Below are 19,873 nucleotides of genomic sequence, written 5' to 3'. Positions count from 1 at the left end.
CGGGTAAACCCGCTCCTAACAGGGACCGCGCAGGCTTCACGGTTTCTGGAACTCACGGCTGCTCCAGAAACACGGTGTACTGGCCTAGCGGCAGGCGCTGGTCGCGGTCGGCGAACAACAGCAGCTCGCCACGGCGCAGGCCGCGTACGCCGGTGCGGCGCAGTTGCAGTTGCCAGTGGCAGCGCTGGCCGCCTTGGCTCAGTTCACCGCCAACCTGGTTTTCCGCCGGCCAGTACTGCTCAACGGCAAAGCGGGTTTGCAGTTCTCGCACGCATAGCAGGCCAAGGCGGTGTTGCTGCAGGTTGTCCTGCACCGCCAGGCGCTGGCGCAAAACCTGGCTGGTGATCACCGCCAGCACCGCGGCAATCGCCAGGGCCACGGTCACCTCCAGCAGGGTGAAGCCACGCTGATGCCGCTTCATGGGGCAACCACCACCTGCAAGCGGCCATCGCGGCTCCAGGCCCATTGCTGGCTGCCATCGGCCCAACGCCAGCACACCTTGCCTGGTTGCGCCCAGCCATGCGGAGTGAACAACAGGCGCGGCTGCGGGCTGGCCGGCCAGTCCGGGCGCAGCCCCTTGGGCCAGTCACCAAGGGCGACTGCCTCGGCCACCCAGCCATTACCCTCGAGCCGGACGAACTCCGGACGCTGGCCATTCCAGCGCAGCCCGCGCAACTGCCCGGCATGCCGGGCCAGCGCGGCCTGCGACCGGGCCTCGCTCGCCAGCCGTTGCAGCGCCTGGTCGACACTGGCCTGGCTGTTGCCGAACCCGGCCACCGCCAATCCGGTCATCAGCCCGGCGATGGCCAGCACCACCAGCAATTCGATCAGGCTGAAACCCCGCTGACGGCGCACCCGTTACAGCTCCCAGTTACCCAGGTCGGCATCCTGGCCTTCGCCGCCCGGCAGCCCGTCGGCACCCAGCGAGTACACGTCGACCCGGCCATGTTCGCCGGGCATGCGGTACTGGTAAGGGGTGCCCCACGGGTCTTCCGGCAGGCGGCGCACGTAGCCGTCGCTGCGCCAGGCCCGTGGCAGCGGCTCCTGGGCCGGCTTTTTCACCAGCGCGGCCAGGCCCTGCTCGCTACTGGGGAAGCGCAGGTTGTCCAGGCGGTACATGTCCAGCGCTTGCTCCAGGGTGGCCAGGTCGGCCATCACCTTCTGCTTCATGGCCTTGTCCTGGTTGCCCAGCACGCTGGGCGCGACCACGGCGATGAGCAGGCCGATGATGAAAATCACCACCATGATTTCCATGAGGGTGAAACCGCGCTGGCGGTTACGTCGATGCTGCATGGCAGTACTCCTTGTCGTCACAGTTGCAGGCCCTGGTTGAGTTGCATGATCGGCAACAGCACCGCCAGCACGATGAACAGCACCACGGCGCCCATCACCAGGATCATCAGGGGTTCGAACAGCGCCATGGCGGTATCGACCTGGCGGGCGAAGCCGCGCTCCTGGTCATCGGCCACGCGCTCGAGCATGTCGGCCAGGGTGCCGCTGGCCTCGCCGCTGCCGACCATGTTCACCAGCAGCGGCGGGAACTGCTGGCAGGCATCCAGCGCGCGATGCAGGCTGGTGCCGCCCTGAACTTGCTGGCGCACCTGCTCCATGGCCAGGCGGATACGGCGGTTGCCGACGGTTTCGGTGGCCACTTGCAGGGCTTCGAGCAGGGCCACGCCACTGCCGCTGAGGATTGCCAGGCTGCGTGCCAGGCGCGCGCTTTCCAGCACCTGCAGCAGGTTGCCTATATGTGGCAGGCGTAGCAGCAGCTGGTCACGGCGCAGGCACCAGTGCGGCTTGCGCAGCAACCAGCCGCCGAGCGCGCCAAGCAACAGGGCCAGCGCCAAAAGCCAGGGCCCGGCCTGCACCAGCCCTTGGCTCAGGCCGATCAGCAACGAGGTAATGAGCGGCAGGCTCTGCCCGGCATGGGCGAATTGTTCGGTGAGCTTGGGTACGACGAAGGTCATCAGGCCTACCACCACGGCAAGCGAAACCCCCATCAACACGGTGGGGTAGATCAGCGCGGTACGTGCCTTGTGCTGCTGTCGTTGAACCTGCTCCAGGTGGTCGGCGAGGCGGGTCAGCACCTGGGCCAGGCGACCGGACCGCTCGCCGGCCTCGACCAGCGCGCAGTACAGGCCGGTAAACGGTGCCCCCTGACGTGCCAGGCTGCGAGCCAGGCCCAGGCCTTCGGCCAACGAGCCGCGCAAGGCCACCAGCACACTGTGCAAGGCGGGCTGGCGCAGTTGCCGTTCCAGGGTAGCCAGAGCGTCGACCAGAGGGATACCGGCACCGGTCAGGGTGGCCAGCTGACGAGTCAGTTCGCATAGCTGGGCGCGGCTCAGGCGCTGGCGCCGGGGTTGCCGGGTGCCGGCTTCGTGACGCTGCAAGCGGCGGGCGAACAGGCCCTGCTCACGCAACAACTGGCGGGCATGACGTTCGCTGTCGGCCTGCAAGCTGGCCTTGCGGGTCTTGCCGGCGAGGTCGACGGCCTGGTAGCGATAGGTCGGCATGGCTCAGCCCTGCACCACGCGTAGTACTTCGGCCAGGCTGGTCTCGCCACGGGCCAGGCAGTCACTGGCCATCGCCACCAGGCTCTGCCGGCGCTCGGCCAGGTAGTCCTGCATGGCCAGTTCACTGGCGCCGTCGTACAACAGGCCGATCAGCCCGGCATCCAGCTCGATGAATTCATACAGGCCCAGGCGCCCGACATACCCGCTGCCCTGGCACTGCTCGCAGCCCACCGCGTGGTAGCTGCTGCCCAGCGCCGCCAGCTCGGGCCACAGGTCGCGTTCCGCCGGCTGCAGCGGGTGCGCCACGGCGCAACTGCACAAGCGCCGCACCAGGCGCTGGGCCAGTACGCCGCGCAGGCACGAGGCGATCAGGAACGGTTCGATGCCCATGTCGCGCAGGCGGGTCACCGCGCCCACCGCACTGTTGGTGTGCAGCGTGGACAACACCAGGTGGCCGGTGAGGCTGGCCTGCACGGCGATCTGCGCGGTCTCCTGGTCACGGATTTCGCCGAGCATGATCACGTCCGGGTCCTGGCGCAGGATGGCGCGCAGGCCGCTGGCAAAGGTCAGCCCGGCACGCGGGTTGATGGCAGTCTGGCCGATGCCGGCGATAGCGTATTCCACCGGGTCCTCGACCGTGAGGATGTTGCGGCTGCCGTCGTTGAGGCTGTTGAGGCTGGCATACAGGGTCGTGGTCTTGCCCGAACCGGTCGGCCCCGTGGACAGCACTATGCCGTTGGGCCGTGCCAGGCAACTGCGCAGGCCCTGCAACACCGCCGCCGGCATGCCCAGGTTGCCCAGCGCCAGCAGGTTGGCCTGCTTGTCGAGCACGCGCATCACCACCCGTTCGCCGTGGATGCCGGGCAGTGTCGAGACCCGCACATCCACTTCGCGCCCCGCCGCACGCAGGGTGATACGGCCATCCTGGGGCTGGCGCTTTTCGGCGATGTCCAGACGGGCCATGACCTTGATCCGCGACACCAGCATGGCCGACAACGCACGCGGTGGGCGCAACACTTCGCGCAGGTGGCCATCGACGCGCAAGCGCACCACCAGGCTCTGCTCGAAGGTTTCTATGTGAATGTCCGAGGCACGCAGGCGCAGGGCCTGGCCGAACAGGCCGTTGATCAGGCGGATTACGGGGGCTTCGTCGTCGCTTTCCAGCAGGTCCTCGATGCGCGGCATTTCGCTCATCAGGCTGTCCAGGTCGACCTGGTCGCCGATGCCTTCGATCAGCGCCTCGGTGGCGGTATCGCCGGCCTGGTACAGCTGGCCGAGGCGTTCGTCGAACAGTGCAGGCTCCAGGTATTCGAGCAGGCTGGGCTGGCCGTGCACGCGCAGCAGCTCCTGCAATTGGGCGCTGTCGGCGTCATGCCGCAACCATAGCTGCCAGCCCTGCTCCGCAGGGGCCATGGCCACCCCGCTCTGCCGTGCCTGGCGATAAGGCAGCATCACCAGTCACCGCCTTCCAGCCGTGCACGGCTGGAGGGGAACACCTGCAACAGCGGCGTAGCGTTTTGCGCATCCGCCAGGTCGGGCAACTGCAGCGGCGTGGTCTGCTGCAAGGTGCGGTACTTGTCTTCGCTGAGCCCGGCCAGGCTCGGCCCGTCACGCAGGATGCGCGGGCGGATGAACACCATCAGGTTCTGCTTGGTGTTCTTCGTGGCGTCGGAGCGGAACAGCCGGCCCAGGTAAGGGATATCGCCAAGCAGCGGCACACGCTGGTCGCTGGTGCTCAGTTCGTCGCTGATCAGGCCGCCGAGGATCACCAGGCCGTTGTCCTCGACCATGACCTTGGTCTTGATCTCGCGCTTGTTGGTGATCACGTCGCTGGCAGCCGTGGTGTCGGCAATCGACGACACTTCCTGGACGATGTCCAGGCGCACGCTGTTGTCGACGTTGATCTGCGGCTTGATGCGCAGCTTCACCCCGACTTCCTTGCGCTCGATGGTCTGGTACGGGTTGGCGTTGTTCTGCGTCACCGATCCGGTGACGAAGGGCACTTCCTGGCCGACCAGGATCGACGCCTCGGCGTTGTCCAGGGTCAGCAGGGTGGGCGTGGACAGCAGGTTGAAGCCGCTCTTGCCCTTCAGCGCGTTAACCAGCATGGCGAAGTTGAAGCCGCCGCCGAAATGGCCGATACCCGCCATGGCGCCGGTGGTGCTGGACAGCAAATCGCCAAGGGCCTCGTTGTCGCCGCTGGCAGCGGCCCCGGCGATGCTGGCGATGTTTACCCCGTTGCTACCGAAGTTGACGATGCCGGCACCGAACTTCTCGTCAGCGAACAGCCACTGCACACCCAGTTCCTGGGCGCTGCTGTCGGACACCTCGGCGATGATCGCTTCGACTACTACCTGGGCACGGCGGATGTCCAGCTGCTCGACGATGGCGCGGTAAGCGGCCAGCTCGCTGTCGGGGCCGACCATGACCACGGCGTTGGTGCCTTCTTCGTACTCCAGGCGGATGCCCGAACCCCCGGCGACAGGCACTACGGGCCTTTCCTTGCCCTCTGCTTCGCCCGCACCTTCAGAGGGCGCCATGCCTTCCTGGCTGAGCCCGCGCAACACCTTGACCACTTCACCAGCATTGGCATGGCGCAGGTAGATGACCTGGGTACTGCCACTGCCTGGTACGTCCTGGGGGCGGTCGAGCTGGCGCAGCAAGCTGGCGATACGTTCCAGGTTGCTGCGCCAGTCGGTAACTACCAACTGGTGCGCTGCCGGATAAGGTGTGATCACACCGACCCGTGGGTCGATCAGGGGCTTGAGAATGCCCAGCACCTGCTCGCTGGCGGCGTTACGCACATTGAATACCCGCGTAGCCACACTGTCGCTGCCTTCCCCCTGCTGCCCTCCCGCCTCCACCGGCACAGGCTCCAGGCGAGCGGCCTGGTCGGGAACGATCTTCACGCTGCCGTTGGGCAGGTCGACAGTGGCGTAGCCCTGGGCGCGCAGCTGGGCCAGAAAGATGTCGTAGATGGCATCGGCGTCGTGCAGGTCGACGGTGCGCACGGTGACCTTGCCCTTGACCCGGGGGTCGACGATGAAGGTGGTGCCGGTGATGCGCGACACGCTGTCGATGAACTCGCCCAGTTCGGTGTCGACGAAGTTCACCTCGTACATCGGCGTACCGTTGTCGTCGAACACCGGCTCTTCAGCACAAGCCATGGACAGGGCCAGGCTCAGTGCGGCCGCCACGCAATATCTAACAGGCATCGTTCATCCTTGCCGCTTGAAGCCGGTCACGGCGGGGCGTGGCGGCCAGGGCAGGCGTTCACGCCGCCCCTGGTTGTTGAAAATCAGGCCATCGCTGTCGATGTCCTGCAGCACGATCCCTGGCGCCAGGCGCTGGCCGCGGGCCAAGGTGCGCACCTGCTCGCCATAGCGCAGCACCACCACGCTGGAGGCCAGCGGCTGGGCCTTGAGGCCACCCAGGTATTGCAACGGCAGGCGGGTGATGGCGATGGCACCGTCGTCGACGGGTACCTGCCAATGGCCAACCATCAAGCCAGGCAGCGGCTTGTCGGGCGCGGCGGGCGCAGTGGCCGGTTGCGGCTGGCGGCCCAGTTGCAGCACGCACTGGGCCGCCAGCCAGCCGACCAGGGTCAGGCCAGCGCCAGTCAGCAGGCGCGAGGCGAGCATCACGAGGCCAGTTGCCTTGGGTGCCAGCCCGGGTGCCCCTGCACGTAGCGCACTTCGGGCAGTTGCAGCGGCGCCAGTTGCCAGTCGCTTGCCTGGCGGGCGAGCCAGGCTTCGACCCGTTGCCACAGCGGCTCGCCAGCCTGGGTTTCGAATTGCAGGCCAAAGGTGCGGCACAGGCCCTGCACCGGCTCCAGGCCACTGATGCGCTTGCCTTGCTGGCTGTAGCTGACACGCCAGGCCTGGCCCTGCCAGCGCGGCAGGTCCTGGCTGTTGTCCAGCAGCAGCGGGTCGCCGAACAGTTGCTCCGCGGCGTTTTCCAGCACTTGTTCGACCTGCCGGGCCGGCGCTTCGACCACCGGTGCCGGGTAGCCACCGGTTAGGCTGATCAGGTGTTCGCGAGTAATGGCCGCCCCGGCGGGCAGCGGGTAGTCATAGCGCAGGCCCGGCAGCAGCACCGGCATGCTGCTGCCATCGGCCAGGGCCTGATGCAGCAGGCGGTCCCAGCTGCCGCCTCGGGTGTCGCGGCGCCACAGCGCCTGGGGCGCGCGGGCCAGCGGTTGGTCGAGCCAGGCCGCGTGGCCGGCGCGCTGCTGGCGCAGTTCTGCCTGCAATGCCCCGATACGCTGCTGCGCGGCGGGTGCCAGCTGGTGCTCAAAGGCTGGGAAGAAACGCCCATCGAACTGCCACAACCCCGCCACGCGCTGGCAGCGCAGGCGGAAGGCACCACTGCCCCGGCACCCAGCGAACAGCACCGGCACGCGGCGGCCGCTGGCCTGGCTCACCTGGACAGGCGCCGGCCACAGGTCCTGGCCGCGGGCGCACAGCAGCACGTCGATCTGCGGCACCCGCTCGGCCAGCCACAGGCCCGGCCCGGTACCGACATCGGCCATGGCTACCACCAAGTCAGCATCGCGCCGCGCCTGTTCGAACACCGGCTGCAATGATTGGTACCACTGTTTAAGGGAGGCTTTCTGGTCCTGGGCGTAGGGGTCGGTCACGCCGACCACAGCAATACGTGCACCGCCACGTTCGAAGACGTGCAAGGCTTCCAGGCCCAAAGCCCGGCGTTGCGTGTCTGCCAGCCCGGCGCCCAGGGTAACGGTGCCAGCCTGGCGATACAGCGCCGGGCTGCGCTGTGGCCACAGCACGCGCTCGTCGCTGCTGACCCGCGCTTCGCTGCCCAGCAGCTGGCTGCCCTGCAGGCCGCTTTCGCCCTGGGTCAGGTAGGCCAGGCCACTGCCATTCCATCCCTGGCCGTTCTCCAGGGTCAGGCTGTTGCCCGCCCCAGCCTCGCCGCGCAGTTGCTCGAGCAACGCCGCCAGCACCGCATAGCCGCCCAACTGGGCAGATGCAGCCTGGCTGGCATCGAGCAATGGCGCCAGTTGCGGGTAGGCGATACTGGCACTGCTGCCGGTCATCCATGGTGCGCGGCCCAGGTGGCTGACCGGCCCCAGGCGGGTGGCCGGCACCACGGCCTGGCCCGGTTGGCGGGCATCGAGGGTATCGGCCACGTACAGCAGGTCGAGGCTGGCGTTGCCGCCCTGCTGCCCAGGGAAGGCGGAGCAGGCGCCGAGCAACGGTGCCAAGGCACCGATACCCATCCAGCCGATTACTTCGCGCCTGTGCACACTGCTTGCCATCGAACCCGCCATCCTTATCCATGTTCATTCAGGGCACCGGATGTTGCGGCGTTGGCATTACAGTTTGATGGCAGAAATCCGACAGCCATTCCAAATTGATCTGTAGAGCACGCTTCTAAGAGCGAGTTGTTTTAAAACCCCTTTAACATTTCTGCCAATGAATCATCATATTTGCGCACTAAAGTCGCGGTTCCTCCAACTCAGCCAACATAAGGACACCCTGATGAGTCGAGATACCGGCGACAACCTGGACCGGAACCAAAGCGGCAACCTGCCGATGGCCAGCGTCATGGACGCCTACCTGAGCCGCCGCAGCGTGATGCGTGGCAGCCTGGGCGCCGCCATCGCCATGATTGCCGGTACCGGCCTGACAGGCTGCTTCGACGGTGGGGGTTCCGACCACGATGACCCGGTCACCGAACCGCCAGTGACCGAGCCCCCCGTGACTGAGCCGGAAGTGCCGAAACTGGCCCTGGGCTTCCAGTCCATTCCGGGCTCGCGCACCGACGCCTGTGTGGTAGCCGCCGGCTACAGCGCCTACGTGCTGGCACCCTGGGGCACGCCGATCAACAGCAATGGCAACCCGTGGAAATCCGACGGCAGCAACACCTCGACCGACCAGGCCAACGCCATGGGCATGCACCATGACGGCATGCACTTCTTCCCCATCAACGGCAGCTCCGAAGACGGCCTGCTGGCGATCAACTTCGAGTACATCGACACCGCCGCCCTGCACCCGGCCGGCCCGACCACCGATGTGAACGGCAAGCGCCCGGTCGAGGAAGTGCGCAAGGAAATCAACGCCCATGGTGCCGGCGTGGTGCGCCTGCAGAAAATCGGCGGCCGCTGGCAGGTGGTCGACAACGACCCGCTCAACCGCCGCTTCACTACCGCCTCGCGCATGGAAATAACCGGCCCCCTGCGCGGCACCGATCACGTGAAGACCAAGTATTCGCCGGACGGCACCCACTGCCGCGGCACCAACAACAACTGCGGCAACGGCTACACCCCCTGGGGTACCTACCTGACCTGTGAAGAAAACTGGCCAGGCATCTTCGTCAACAAAGGTACCCGCCCTGAAGACCAGCGCCGCATTGGCGTGGGTACCTCCAGCGGCCAGTACAAGTGGGAAACCGCAGCCGGTGACAGCAGCGAAGTGGCAGATGAGTTCGCCCGTTTCGACGTCACCGTAAAAGGCGCCAGCGCTACCGACGACTACCGCAACGAAGCCAGCACCTACGGCTACATCGTCGAGATCGATCCGTACAACAGCGCCACACTGGCCACCAAGCGCACCGCGCTGGGCCGCTTCCGCCACGAAGGTTGCTGCCCGGGCCTGGCGGTCGCCGGCAAACCGCTGGTGTGGTACATGGGTGACGACTCGAACAACGAGTACCTGTACAAGTGGGTGTCCACCGCGGTGTGGGACGCCGCCGATGCCAACCCGGCCGACCGCCTGGCCACCGGTGCCAAGTACCTCGACCAAGGCAAGTTGTACGTCGCCCGCTTCAATGCCGACGGCACCGGTGTATGGCTGCTGCTAGACGTAGGCACCGCCACCACTGGCGGCAGTACCCTGGGCGCACTGTATGGCGACCTGCCGGGCATCATCCTCAACACCCGTGGTGCTGGCGATGCCGTGGGCGCAACGCCGATGGACCGCCCGGAATGGACCACGGTCAACCCGCTCAATGGCGACGTGTACCTGACCCTGACCAACAACAGCGCGCGCACGCCGGAAAAGGTCGATGCAGCCAACCCACGCGGCCCGAACCGTCACGGCCACATCATCCGTTGGCACGACAGCGATGACCAGCTGAGCTTCACCTGGGACATCTTCGTGTTCGGCGCCAACGCTGCCGGCACTGCCGACATCAACCGCTCCGGCCTGACCGAACTGAACCAGTTCGCCAGCCCGGATGGCATGAGCTTCGATAGCCGTGGCGTGTTGTGGTTCGAGACCGACAACGGCGAGAGCACCGTGACCGACTACACCAACGACCAGCTGCTGGCAGTGATCCCCACCAACCTGGTGGATGCCAGCGGCAAGCAGGTGCCGGTGAACGCGCAGAACCAGGTGGACCTGCGCCGCTTCTTCGTCGGGCCGAATGGCTGCGAGGTGACCGGCATCACCTTTACCCCGGACAACAAGACGCTGTTCGTCAACATCCAGCACCCGGATAACTGGCCGTATACCGACAAGGCCACCGATGCCACCCCGGCAGGTGCCACGGTAAGGCCGCGGGCTGCGACCGTGGTGATCCAGCGTATCGATGGCGGGGAGATCGGCACCGCCTGATCGATCTGCGCACGGGGGCCGCTTTTGCGGCCCTATCGCGACACAAGGCCGCTCCTACAAGGGATCGCATTCCCCTGTAGGAGCGGCCTTGTGTCGCGATGGGCTGCAAAGCAGCCCCGGCCACCTTACCAGGCTATTGGATTTGAGCCACGCACCCGCACTTGCTGCGCAGTACCCGGGGAACTGCCCAATCACCGGCAAACCATTTCCTCAGAAGTGGAACCAGCTGAGTGCGTCAACACCAAGTCGACTACGGATTTGGTCTGCGTGCTCTCTGATATTGGACATGGCTCGCTCATAATCTAAACGTAGTTCGGTGCCTTCTGCCAAATATGAAAGATTCTGACTAAAGGTTTGTTCGTGCCTATTCATGTCAATAAGTTGCTGATACAGAGACTCTGCCTGATCGAGGTAAAGTAGCTGTGGTCCCGCAGCTTCATGGCGGGGCGGAGTTCGACCCCCGTTGCCCGATGGCAGCTGTTGATCTGTACTAACTGCTGGTGCACGACGGTTAGCCAGATACTCTGTACCCGGCTGAGCCATAGGGTTTCTCAGTGTTTGCGTAGCAGCTTGTGTGGGCATTTGTTGCCGCTGTAGTCTGGCACGTAGTGCCTCCACACGCTGTTCTGCAGTCTGCCGCTGAGCGTCTTGGTCCCCTGCCCTTCGCGGTTGCTTCATTAGCTTTTGCGGTACTTTACGCAGACCGCTTAGATCCACGTGACCACTTGGATCCGACCCCATGACTGGATTTCCTGAGCAGTAGCTATAACCATTTCGTCCGCCTGCACCAAAAGGACTCCAGCCATCAGGTGAAAGAAATCGCCTCAGGGCTGGGCTGTAAGCCCGATAACCATTGCCTAGCAGGTAGGTGCCGGAACGGCAGTCTTCTCGCTCACCATTGTAGCCAAGCATGAATTCCGAGCTAGCTTGGTTTTGGTGGTGCCCGTAAGGGCAATAGGCACGCAGAGCTAATGACACAAGGTTTGGCCTCGCAAGACGGCGAGCTGAAAGTTTTGGTCTTTCCGAGGCAAGGCACAACTAGCAAGATTATCAGTACACGCGGCTGGTTTCAGCTCACGATCACAGGTCCTGAATACCGTGCAATTCCCGTATGTGGCTGGCTTGCCGGCGATTGGGCTGCAAAGCAGCCCCGGTAATCTCAAGCCCTACCACACCATCGGCTCCCGGCTGCGCACCCGCACCTGCTGCGCCGGCACTCGGGCATGCCATTGCACCACCCCCAGCGCCTCCACCTGGAACTCGCTACGTATCACCCGCCCCTCCTCCGCGAACGACATCTGCAACAGGAAATACCCGCTGTTCAGCAGCAGCCCTTCGCTCAAACGCTCGAAGGTTTCGTCATCCACCGCCCCCAAGGCCTGGCGTAGCGCAGTTGCATCCACATACCCCGACGCCGGCCGGCCGCTGATGATGCGGCTGAGCAACGAGCGCGGATAACGCCCTTCATACAGCGCTTCCAGCAACGGCAGATGCTCCAGCCCCAAGGCATTGGCATTCAGCCGCCAGCCGGTGGTCTGCGGCAAGGCGCACAGCATCGGGTAACGGCTTTGGCGGCTGGGGTCCGGCTCCAGTAGCAGGTTCAGCTCGCTGGTATCGAGCATTGGCTGGTTGGCCGCCAGGCGCGGTGGTTGCTGGCGCAGGTACTGGGCGCTCTCGGCGCCCTGCAGGCGGGCATCGCTGTCGGCATCCAGCCAGTCGGCCAGGGCATCGACCAGGCGCTCGGCAGCCATGTCGCCGCCCAGCAGGTAACGCAACTGGCGCTCAGCACGCTCGCCGTCAGCGCCGAGCAGCGCATTCACGTTGAAACAGGTGTGCTGGTCGCGCACCCGCAACTGCGCCTGACCAGCGCCAAAATCGTAGCTCAGCGGCTGCCCGCGCAGGGCCTGCCAGAACAGCGGGCTCAGCCGCCAGGCCGGGTCACGCAGGGCCTGTTCGGCGTAGGCCAGGCCAGCCTGCTCCATCGCTCGCGCCTGAACCCGCTGGTGCAACAGGCGCACCTCATCGACCTGGCGCCGGCCGTCTTCCACCAGCCAGGCCATGCCCGCCGCCAGCATCGCCAGCACCACCATCACCATCAGCAGGGCCGCGCCCTGCTGTTGCCTGCCACCCATCCGTGCGTGCCTCCCTCGCTGAACAAAACGCCAGTCAACACGTCCGGTGTTGCAGGTAGATGGCAGTGACCGTTCGTCATGTGCACGTCATCTACGCGAGGCAGGATTGCCTTTCCTTTTCATGACCTTACAGGAGTGGTCGCAATGGGTGGCATTGGAATCTGGCAACTGGTGATCGTACTGCTGATCGTATTCCTGCTGTTTGGTACCAAGCGCCTCAAGGGCCTGGGCAGCGATGTGGGCGAGGCGATCCAGGGTTTTCGCAAGTCCATGGGCGGTGACACTGACGCCACTCCCCCAGCGCATACGCAGGTGCAGCAACAGTGCCCGTTGACCGGTCAGGGTACGCAGCAACCGCAAGCGGACCGTCAGCCCTGATGTTCGAGGTAGGCTTCAGCGAGTTGCTGCTGGTCGGCATCGTCGCGCTGTTGGTTCTAGGCCCGGAGCGCCTGCCGGTGGCGGCACGCACCCTCGGGCGCGGCCTGGGCCAGGCGCGCAGGGCCATGCACGCCCTGCGCACGCAGGTGGAGCGGGAGATCGAACTGCCCGCTGTCGAGCTACCCAATCTCGACAATGCGCCTTTGCAGCGCCTGGAACAGGAGATCCGCCAAGGCATCAGCCTGAAAACGGAGCCGGCCAATGATGCGGCCACGGTCGCTCCCCCCAAGGAAAACCTTTCATGAGCATTGCCATGGACCCGGCGGCGAGCATGCCGCTGACCGAACACCTGCGCGACCTGCGCAAACGCCTGGTGCGTTGCCTGGCGCTGGTGGCGCTGGTGTTCGCCGGGCTGTTCCCCTTCGCCCAGACGCTGTACACGCTGATTTCCGAACCGCTGCGGCGTTTCTTGCCGGAAGGCGCGAGCATGATCGCCACCAGCGTCACTTCGCCGTTCCTGACGCCGTTCAAGCTGACTGCGATGTGCGCAGTGTTTATCGCCATGCCGCTGCTGCTGCACCAGGCCTGGGGCTTTCTGGCGCCGGGGCTGTACCGCCGTGAACGGCGCATTGCCCTGCCGTTGCTGGTATCGAGCATCGTGCTGTTCTACGCCGGCATGGCCTTCGCCTTCTTCCTGGTGTTCCCGATGATGTTCGGCTTCTTTGCCAGCGTTACACCAGAGGGCGTGGCGATGATGACCGATATCAGCCAGTACCTGGACTTTATCCTGGCGCTGTTTCTGGCGTTCGGGCTGGCGTTCGAGATCCCGGTGGCGACGTTTATCGTGGTCTGGGTGGGGTTGGCCGATGTGGCTACATTGCGGCGCAGCAGGCCCTACGTGATCGTCGGCTGCTTTGTGGTGGGGATGATCCTGACGCCGCCGGATGTGTTTTCACAGACGATGCTGGCAGTGCCGATGTGGGTGCTGTTCGAGGTGGGGTTGCTGGCTTGTGGGTGGTTGAAGCGGCCTGGGCAGGGCAAGGAGATTGTGGCTGGATTGTAGGGCCCTATCGCCGGCAAGCCAGCTCCCCTAGCGATATCACAGGTTCTGATGACTGCGATATTCCTGTAGGAGCGGGCTTGCCCGCGAATAGCCTTGATGCGGTCTAGAACTCGGCAAGCCGCCAGACTTCGTAGGCTGGCGTCTCGTACGGGTGGCTCTGCTTGAGTGCAGCGACGACCTGGGCAATCAGCTCGTCAGCCACCACCAGCTCCACCTTCCACTCTTCCACCACCTCGACCTGGCCGGTTTGCCCGAGGAACGGCTGGCTGCCGTCCAGCGGGCGGAACTGGCCCTGGCCCAGCGTCTGCCAGGCGCAGTGGTCATAGTCGCCGATGCGCCCGCCACCCGCGGCGAACACAGCGGCCTTGACCACTTCGACGTGGCTGGCGGGGACGAAGAAGGCGAGCTTGTACACGCCTTAGTTCACCCACACCCGTGCGTTACGGAACATACGCATCAGCGCGGCATCTTCCTGCCACTCATCCGGGCGCCAGGAGTTCTGCACGGCACGGAACACACGCTCCGGGTGCGGCATCATGATGGTCACGCGGCCGTCGCGGCTGGTGAGGCCGGTGATACCACGCGGCGAGCCGTTCGGGTTGGCCGGATAGGCTTCGGTGACCTTGCCGTGGTTGTCGACGTAGCGCAGGGCCACGCAGCCGGACATGTCCGCAGCCAGCAGTGCCTCTTCGCTGGCGAATTCGGCATGGCCTTCACCGTGAGCGATGGCGATCGGCATGCGCGAACCGGCCATGCCCTGCAGGAAGATCGAGTTGGACTTCTGCACCTCGACCATGGCCACACGCGCCTCGAACTGCTCCGAGCGGTTGCGCACGAAGTGCGGCCAGTGCTCGGTGCCCGGGATCAGTTCGTGCAGGTTGGACATCATCTGGCAACCGTTGCACACGCCCAGGGCGAAGCTGTCGGTGCGCTCGAAGAAGGCCTGGAAGGCGTCACGGGCGCGGCTGTTGAACAGCGCCGACTTGGCCCAGCCTTCACCGGCACCCAGCACGTCACCGTAGGAGAAGCCACCGCAGGCGACCAGGCCCTTGAAGGCTTCGAAGTCGATACGGCCGGCGAGGATGTCGCTCATGTGCACGTCGATGGCGGCGAAGCCGGCGCGGTCGAAGGCGGCTGCCATCTCGACCTGGCCGTTGACGCCCTGCTCGCGCAGGATGGCCACTTGCGGGCGCACGCCCTTCTTGATGTACGGCGCGGCGATGTCGTCGTTGACATCAAAGCCCAGCTTGACCGACAGGCCCGGGTTGTCTTCCTCGAGCAGCAGGTCGAATTCCTGGTCGGCGCAGTCGGCGTTGTCACGCAGGCGCTGGATCTGGTAGCTGGTCTCGGCCCACTGGCGCTGCAGCATGCGGCGGTCGTCGTCGAACAGCACTTCGCCGTTCAGGCTGATGGACACTTCACCGTTGTTGACCGGCTTGCCGATCACCGCGACGCAGCCTTCACCCAGGCCAGCGGCGCTGAACTGTGCCAGTACGTCCGGGGTGGCATCCTGGCGAACCTGGATGACCGCGCCCAGTTCTTCGTTGAAGAGGATGGCCGGCACGTCGCCTTTGCTGTCGGTCAGCGGGTCGAGGTGCAGGTCGAGGCCGCAGTGGCCGGCGAAGGCCATTTCCAGCACGGTGGTGACCAGGCCGCCGTCGGAACGGTCATGGTAGGCCAGCAGGTGACCATCTTCGTTCAGGCCCTGGATCACGGCGAAGAACGCTTTCAGGTCTTCGGCATCGTCGACGTCCGGTGCCTGGGCAGCGATCTTGCCGTAGGTCTGTGCCAGGATCGAAGCGCCCATGCGGTTCTTGCCGCGGCCCAGGTCGATCAGGATCAGGTCGGTCTCGCCCTTGTCCATGCGCAGTTGCGGGGTCAGGGTCTTGCGGATGTCGGTGACCGGGGCGAAGCCGGTGATGATCAGCGACATTGGCGAGGTAACGCTCTTCTCTACGCCCTCGTCGCTCCACTTGGTCTTCATCGACATCGAGTCTTTGCCGACCGGAATGGTAATGCCCAGCTCCGGGCACAGCTCCATGCCGACAGCCTTGACGGTGTCGTACAGGCGGGCGTCTTCACCTGGGTGGCCGGCGGCAGACATCCAGTTGGCCGACAGTTTGATGTCGGACAGCTTCTCGATGCGCGAGGCAGCCAGGTTGGTCAGTGTCTCGCCAATTGCCATGCGGCCGGACGCCGGGGCATCCAGCAGAGCCAGCGGGGTACGCTCGCCCATGGCCATGGCTTCACCGGTGTAGACGTCGAAGCTGGTGGCGGTGACGGCGCAGTCGGCCACCGGTACCTGCCACGGGCCGACCATCTGGTCACGAGCTACCAGGCCGGTGATGGTACGGTCGCCGATGGTGATCAGGAAGCTCTTGCTGGCCACGGCCGGGTGGCTGAGGACGCGCTGAACGGCGTTGTCCAGGTCCAGCTTGCTCGGGTCGAAGTCATCGCCCAGCTCGGCTTCGCGGGTAACCGAACGGTGCATGCGTGGCGGCTTGCCCAGCAGTACGTCGAGCGGCATGTCTACCGGCGTGTTGCCGAAATGGCTGTCGCTTACGGTCAGGTGCTTCTCTTCAGTCGCTTCACCCACTACGGCAAACGGGCAACGCTCACGCTCGCAGATTGCCTTGAAGCGCTCGAAGTCGACGGCGCTGACGGCCAGCACGTAACGCTCCTGCGATTCGTTGCTCCAGATTTCGTGCGGGGCCATGCCCGGCTCGTCGTTGGGCACGTTGCGCAGTTCGAAGCGGCCACCACGGCCACCGTCGTTGACCAGTTCTGGGAAGGCGTTGGAGATACCACCGGCGCCAACGTCGTGGATGAAGGCGATCGGGTTGTTGTCGCCCAGCTGCCAGCAGCGGTCGATGACCTCCTGGCAACGGCGCTCCATTTCCGGGTTTTCGCGCTGTACCGAAGCGAAGTCGAGGTCAGCCGAGCTGGCACCGGTCGCCACCGACGAAGCGGCGCCGCCGCCCAGACCGATCAGCATGGCCGGGCCGCCGAGCACGATCAGCTTGGCGCCGACAGTGATCTCGCCCTTCTGCACGTGGTCTTCACGGATGTTGCCCATGCCACCGGCCAGCATGATCGGCTTGTGGTAGCCGCGCACTTCTTCACCGTGCGGGGTGTTGATGGCCTGCTCGAAGGTACGGAAGTAGCCGGTCAGGGCCGGGCGACCGAATTCGTTGTTGAACGCAGCGCCACCCAGTGGGCCTTCGATCATGATGTCGAGGGCGTCGACGATGCGCTCAGGCTTGCCGTAGGCCTGCTCCCACGGCTGCTCGAAGCCCGGGATACGCAGGTTGGACACGGTGAAGCCGGTCAGGCCAGCCTTGGGCTTGGCGCCACGGCCGGTCGCGCCTTCGTCGCGGATTTCGCCGCCGGAGCCGGTGGAGGCGCCGGAGAACGGGGCGATGGCGGTCGGGTGGTTGTGCGTCTCGACCTTCATCAGGATGTGCACCGGCTCCTGCACCGCGCCGTACTGGCGGGTTTCAGGGTTCGGGAAGAAACGGCCGGCAACGTTGCCGACGATCACCGAGGCGTTGTCCTTGTATGCAGACAGCACGCCTTCGTTGTGCATCTGGTAGGTGTTCTTGATCATGCCGAACAGGCTCTTTTCCTGAGCCTGGCCGTCGATGTCCCAACTGGCGTTGAAGATCTTGTGGCGGCAGTGCTCGGAGTTGGCCTGGGCGAACATCATCAGTTCGATGTCGTTCGGGTTGCGCTTGAGGCCCTGGAAGGCGTTGACCAGGTAGTCGATCTCGTCTTCGGCCAGGGCCAGGCCCAGGTCGATGTTGGCCTTGGCCAGGGCGTCACGGCCACCGGCGAGGATGTCCACCGAGGTCATCGGCTTGGGCTGGGCATGGCTGAACAGGTCGGCGGCCTGCTCCAGCTGGCCGAGCACGCGCTGGGTCATGCGGTCGTGCAGCTCGGCGGCGATCAGTTCGGCGTCGGCTTCGCTCAGGTTGCCGGCAACGTAGTAGGCGATACCGCGCTCCAGGCGCTGGATCGACTGCAGGCCGCAGTTGTGAGCGATGTCGCTGGCCTTGCTGGCCCACGGCGAAATGGTGCCCAGGCGCGGCACGACCAGGAACAGGCGGCCGCTCGGCTCCTGTACCGGCACGCTCGGGCCGTACTTGAGCAGACGCCCCAGCACCTGCTGCTGGTCGGCGGTCAGCTCGCCGTCGACATCGGCGAAATGGGCAAATTCGGCATACAAACCAGTAACAGCGGGGACTTTCTGGCTCAGTTGCTCGAGTAATTTACCGTGGCGAAAGGCAGAAAGGGCAGGAGCGCCGCGCAGGATCAACATCGTCGGGACAGCCTCAGGAAGGGGTGTGCTTAGAGGCCGTGCATTCTAGCCTAATTCGAAGGGTTTCGGCACCCGCTCTAAGCCACGGCTGCCGGGCGGCGGAACCGGACTTGCGGGTCAAAAAAATTGCCTTGTGTTGCCTGCTCCGGCCCTATCGCCGGCAAGCCGGCTCCCACAGGTATACCACCACCCTCAAGGCCTGCGTTGTACCTGTGGGAGCCGGCTTGCCGGCGATAGGGCCGGTAAAGCACAGAACCTGCTACCAGACAAGCTAACAGTTGTCGAGATATGGTTGGGCCAGTCCTTTGCGTATACTGCAACCTATGTTCGCCCACACTGCTTTGCGCCAGCGTTGCGCCAGATGGCTTTTCGCAACCGGACTCTTTCTGCTGCTCGGTGCCTGCGTTGAAAAACCCAGCACCCTCGAGCGCGTGAAGGAGGATGGCGTGCTGCGCGTGATCACCCGCAACAGCCCGGCCACCTACTTCCAGGACCGCAACGGCGAAACCGGCTTCGAATACGAGTTGGTCCAGCATTTCGCCGAAGATCTGGGCGTGAAGCTGCAGATCGAGACCGCCGACAACCTCGACGAGCTGTATGACAGCCTCGGCAAGCCCTCCGGCCCGGTGCTGGCAGCGGCCGGCCTGGTCACCAGCGAACGGCGCAAGGCCCAGGTCAGGTACTCCCACCCTTATCTGGAAGTGACCCCACAGGTCATCTACCGCAACGGTCGCACGCGCCCCACCAACGCCAAGGGCCTAGTCGGAAAGAAGATCATGGTGCTCAAGGGCAGCAGCCATGCCGACCAGCTGGCCGAGCTGAAAAAGCAGTACCCGGGCCTGGAATACGAGGAATCCGACGCCGTCGAGGTGGTCGACCTGCTGCGCATGGTCGACGAAGGCCAGATCGACCTGACCCTGGTCGACTCCAACGAGCTGGCGATGAACCAGGTGTACTTCCCCAACGTGCGGGTTGCCTTCGACCTGGGCGACACCCGCGACCAGCGCTGGGCGGTGGCGGCCGGTGAAGACAACAGCCTGCTCAACGAGGTCAACGAGTTCCTCGACAAGGCGCAGAAGAACGGCACCCTGCAACGCCTGAAGGACCGCTACTACGGCCATGTCGACGTCCTGGGCTATGTGGGTGCCTACACTTTCGCCCAGCACCTGCAGCAGCGCCTGCCCAAGTACGAGAAGCACTTCAAGAGCTACGCCAAGGTCGAGCAGGTGGACTGGCGCCTGCTGGCCGCCATCGGCTACCAGGAATCGATGTGGCAGCCCGAGGTCACCTCCAAGACCGGCGTGCGCGGCCTGATGATGCTGACCCAGCGCACCGCCCAGGCCATGGGCGTGTCCAACCGCCTGGACCCGAAGCAGAGCATCCAGGGCGGCGCCAAGTACTTCATGAAGATCAAGGAAGAGCTCGACGACAGCATCCAGGAACCGGACCGCACCTGGTTCGCCCTGGCTGCCTACAACGTCGGCACCGGCCACCTGGAAGACGCCCGCACCCTGGCCAAGCGCGAGAAGCTCAACCCGAACAAGTGGCTGGACGTGAAGAAGATGCTGCCGCGGCTTTCGCAGAAGCAGTGGTATCGGCAGACCAAATACGGCTATGCACGTGGCGGCGAGCCGGTGCATTTCGTGGCCAACATCCGTCGCTACTACGACATCCTCACCTGGGTGACCCAGCCGCAGCTCGAAGGCCAGGTGGCCGAGGGCAGCCTGCATGTGCCCGGGGTGAACAAGGACAAGCCGGCGGAGCAGTCGCCGCCGATGTAGCCTGTAAGGGCCCTATCGCCGGCAAGCCAGCTCCCACAGGCTCTCCACTGCCCCCAAGGCCTGCAGATATCCTGTGGGAGCAACTGTCTTTAGAAATTTATTTTCAAG

17 protein-coding genes are annotated in these 19,873 nt (G+C 65.0%); 5 read left to right on the top strand and 12 right to left on the bottom strand.

Features of this window, described 5'->3' with window-relative positions:
* Positions 1 to 52: 52 nt before the first annotated feature.
* The 8 genes from AC2T3R_RS05225 to AC2T3R_RS05190 are packed head-to-tail and all read right to left on the bottom strand — an operon-like array spanning position 53 to position 7,794.
* Positions 53 to 421 carry a type II secretion system protein GspI gene (locus tag AC2T3R_RS05225; protein ID WP_410951315.1) on the bottom strand — a complete coding sequence of 123 codons (369 nt, stop codon included), beginning with the start codon at positions 419 to 421 and terminating at the stop codon, positions 53 to 55.
* Entirely contained in the window at positions 418 to 855 is a 438-nt protein-coding gene (gene gspH / locus AC2T3R_RS05220; protein ID WP_486744738.1) for a type II secretion system minor pseudopilin GspH, read from the bottom strand. Before gspH ends, AC2T3R_RS05225 begins: the two co-directional genes overlap by 4 nt.
* Positions 856 to 858: 3 nt before the next feature.
* On the bottom strand, positions 859 to 1,293 hold the full coding sequence (gene gspG, locus AC2T3R_RS05215; RefSeq protein WP_013971171.1) for a type II secretion system major pseudopilin GspG: 435 nt from the start codon (positions 1,291 to 1,293) through the stop codon (positions 859 to 861).
* Positions 1,294 to 1,310: 17 nt separating this feature from the next.
* On the bottom strand, positions 1,311 to 2,513 hold the full coding sequence (gene gspF, locus AC2T3R_RS05210; RefSeq protein WP_486744737.1) for a type II secretion system inner membrane protein GspF: 1,203 nt from the start codon (positions 2,511 to 2,513) through the stop codon (positions 1,311 to 1,313).
* A gap of 3 nt (positions 2,514 to 2,516) precedes the next feature.
* The gene (locus AC2T3R_RS05205; RefSeq protein WP_486745265.1) at positions 2,517 to 3,965 is read right to left on the bottom strand and encodes a GspE/PulE family protein; all 1,449 of its coding nucleotides are present in this window, start codon (positions 3,963 to 3,965) and stop codon (positions 2,517 to 2,519) included.
* Complete coding sequence (gene gspD, locus AC2T3R_RS05200; protein ID WP_410951318.1) at positions 3,965 to 5,728, bottom strand: type II secretion system secretin GspD; 1,764 nt, start codon at positions 5,726 to 5,728, stop codon at positions 3,965 to 3,967. Before gspD ends, AC2T3R_RS05205 begins: the two co-directional genes overlap by 1 nt.
* Positions 5,729 to 5,731: 3 nt before the next feature.
* Positions 5,732 to 6,157 (bottom strand): pilus assembly protein PilZ, encoded by a 426-nt coding sequence (locus AC2T3R_RS05195; protein ID WP_486744736.1) that lies wholly within the window; start codon positions 6,155 to 6,157, stop codon positions 5,732 to 5,734.
* Complete coding sequence (locus AC2T3R_RS05190; protein ID WP_486744734.1) at positions 6,154 to 7,794, bottom strand: bifunctional UDP-sugar hydrolase/5'-nucleotidase; 1,641 nt, start codon at positions 7,792 to 7,794, stop codon at positions 6,154 to 6,156. The genes AC2T3R_RS05195 and AC2T3R_RS05190 overlap by 4 nt, the downstream gene beginning before the upstream one ends.
* 223 nt (positions 7,795 to 8,017) lie before the next feature.
* On the opposite strand from AC2T3R_RS05190, the gene AC2T3R_RS05185 reads away from it, so the two are divergent.
* Positions 8,018 to 10,093, top strand: a complete 2,076-nt coding sequence (locus AC2T3R_RS05185; protein ID WP_410951320.1) for a PhoX family protein — start codon at positions 8,018 to 8,020, stop codon at positions 10,091 to 10,093.
* Between the two features lie 210 nt (positions 10,094 to 10,303).
* Here the strand turns inward: AC2T3R_RS05185 and AC2T3R_RS05180 are convergent, their stop codons facing one another.
* Both AC2T3R_RS05180 and gspK read right to left on the bottom strand, forming a co-directional pair.
* Positions 10,304 to 11,071, bottom strand: a complete 768-nt coding sequence (locus tag AC2T3R_RS05180; protein WP_486744733.1) for an RHS repeat-associated core domain-containing protein — start codon at positions 11,069 to 11,071, stop codon at positions 10,304 to 10,306.
* Positions 11,072 to 11,259: 188 nt separating this feature from the next.
* On the bottom strand, positions 11,260 to 12,225 hold the full coding sequence (gspK, locus tag AC2T3R_RS05175; protein ID WP_486744732.1) for a type II secretion system minor pseudopilin GspK: 966 nt from the start codon (positions 12,223 to 12,225) through the stop codon (positions 11,260 to 11,262).
* Positions 12,226 to 12,369: 144 nt separating this feature from the next.
* On the opposite strand from gspK, the gene tatA reads away from it, so the two are divergent.
* From tatA to tatC, 3 genes are read left to right on the top strand one after another with little or no spacing between them, the layout of a single operon-like run.
* Positions 12,370 to 12,603, top strand: a complete 234-nt coding sequence (gene tatA / locus AC2T3R_RS05170) for a twin-arginine translocase TatA/TatE family subunit (RefSeq protein ID WP_013971163.1) — start codon at positions 12,370 to 12,372, stop codon at positions 12,601 to 12,603.
* A complete protein-coding gene (gene tatB / locus AC2T3R_RS05165) occupies positions 12,603 to 12,908 on the top strand; it encodes a Sec-independent protein translocase protein TatB (protein ID WP_486744731.1) in 306 nt (101 codons plus the stop codon). Before tatA ends, tatB begins: the two co-directional genes overlap by 1 nt.
* Positions 12,905 to 13,666, top strand: a complete 762-nt coding sequence (gene tatC / locus AC2T3R_RS05160; RefSeq protein WP_137163092.1) for a twin-arginine translocase subunit TatC — start codon at positions 12,905 to 12,907, stop codon at positions 13,664 to 13,666. The genes tatB and tatC overlap by 4 nt, the downstream gene beginning before the upstream one ends.
* A gap of 103 nt (positions 13,667 to 13,769) precedes the next feature.
* On the opposite strand, the gene AC2T3R_RS05155 is transcribed toward tatC, so the two are convergent.
* Together AC2T3R_RS05155 and purL are read right to left on the bottom strand one after the other, a co-directional pair.
* A complete protein-coding gene (locus AC2T3R_RS05155; protein WP_486744729.1) occupies positions 13,770 to 14,081 on the bottom strand; it encodes an NGG1p interacting factor NIF3 in 312 nt (103 codons plus the stop codon).
* 3 nt (positions 14,082 to 14,084) lie between these two features.
* Complete coding sequence (purL, locus tag AC2T3R_RS05150; protein WP_486744728.1) at positions 14,085 to 17,984, bottom strand: phosphoribosylformylglycinamidine synthase; 3,900 nt, start codon at positions 17,982 to 17,984, stop codon at positions 14,085 to 14,087.
* Between the two features lie 323 nt (positions 17,985 to 18,307).
* Here purL and mltF point away from each other — a divergent pair, with 323 nt between their 5' ends.
* Positions 18,308 to 19,765 carry a membrane-bound lytic murein transglycosylase MltF gene (gene mltF / locus AC2T3R_RS05145; RefSeq protein WP_013971158.1) on the top strand — a complete coding sequence of 486 codons (1,458 nt, stop codon included), beginning with the start codon at positions 18,308 to 18,310 and terminating at the stop codon, positions 19,763 to 19,765.
* The last annotated feature ends 108 nt before the right edge of the window (positions 19,766 to 19,873 follow it).

This window comes from Pseudomonas sp. PVC-5-1, from assembly GCF_057444345.1.
The sequence above is the reverse complement of the archived record's forward strand: the minus strand, read 5'-3'. Positions and strand labels throughout refer to the sequence as shown.

Bases quoted from the DNA above. Each gene is read 5' to 3' on its own strand.
- AC2T3R_RS05225 (WP_410951315.1), bottom strand. From the start codon at position 421: ATGAAGCGGCATCAGCGTGGCTTCACCCTGCTGGAGGTGACCGTGGCC.
- gspG (WP_013971171.1), bottom strand. From the start codon at position 1,293: ATGCAGCATCGACGTAACCGCCAGCGCGGTTTCACCCTCATGGAAATC.
- gspF (WP_486744737.1), bottom strand. From the start codon at position 2,513: ATGCCGACCTATCGCTACCAGGCCGTCGACCTCGCCGGCAAGACCCGC.
- AC2T3R_RS05205 (WP_486745265.1), bottom strand. From the start codon at position 3,965: ATGCTGCCTTATCGCCAGGCACGGCAGAGCGGGGTGGCCATGGCCCCT.
- gspD (WP_410951318.1), bottom strand. From the start codon at position 5,728: ATGCCTGTTAGATATTGCGTGGCGGCCGCACTGAGCCTGGCCCTGTCC.
- AC2T3R_RS05190 (WP_486744734.1), bottom strand. From the start codon at position 7,794: ATGGCAAGCAGTGTGCACAGGCGCGAAGTAATCGGCTGGATGGGTATC.
- AC2T3R_RS05185 (WP_410951320.1), top strand. From the start codon at position 8,018: ATGAGTCGAGATACCGGCGACAACCTGGACCGGAACCAAAGCGGCAAC.
- gspK (WP_486744732.1), bottom strand. From the start codon at position 12,225: ATGGGTGGCAGGCAACAGCAGGGCGCGGCCCTGCTGATGGTGATGGTG.
- tatA (WP_013971163.1), top strand. From the start codon at position 12,370: ATGGGTGGCATTGGAATCTGGCAACTGGTGATCGTACTGCTGATCGTA.
- tatB (WP_486744731.1), top strand. From the start codon at position 12,603: ATGTTCGAGGTAGGCTTCAGCGAGTTGCTGCTGGTCGGCATCGTCGCG.
- tatC (WP_137163092.1), top strand. From the start codon at position 12,905: ATGAGCATTGCCATGGACCCGGCGGCGAGCATGCCGCTGACCGAACAC.
- purL (WP_486744728.1), bottom strand. From the start codon at position 17,984: ATGTTGATCCTGCGCGGCGCTCCTGCCCTTTCTGCCTTTCGCCACGGT.
- mltF (WP_013971158.1), top strand. From the start codon at position 18,308: ATGTTCGCCCACACTGCTTTGCGCCAGCGTTGCGCCAGATGGCTTTTC.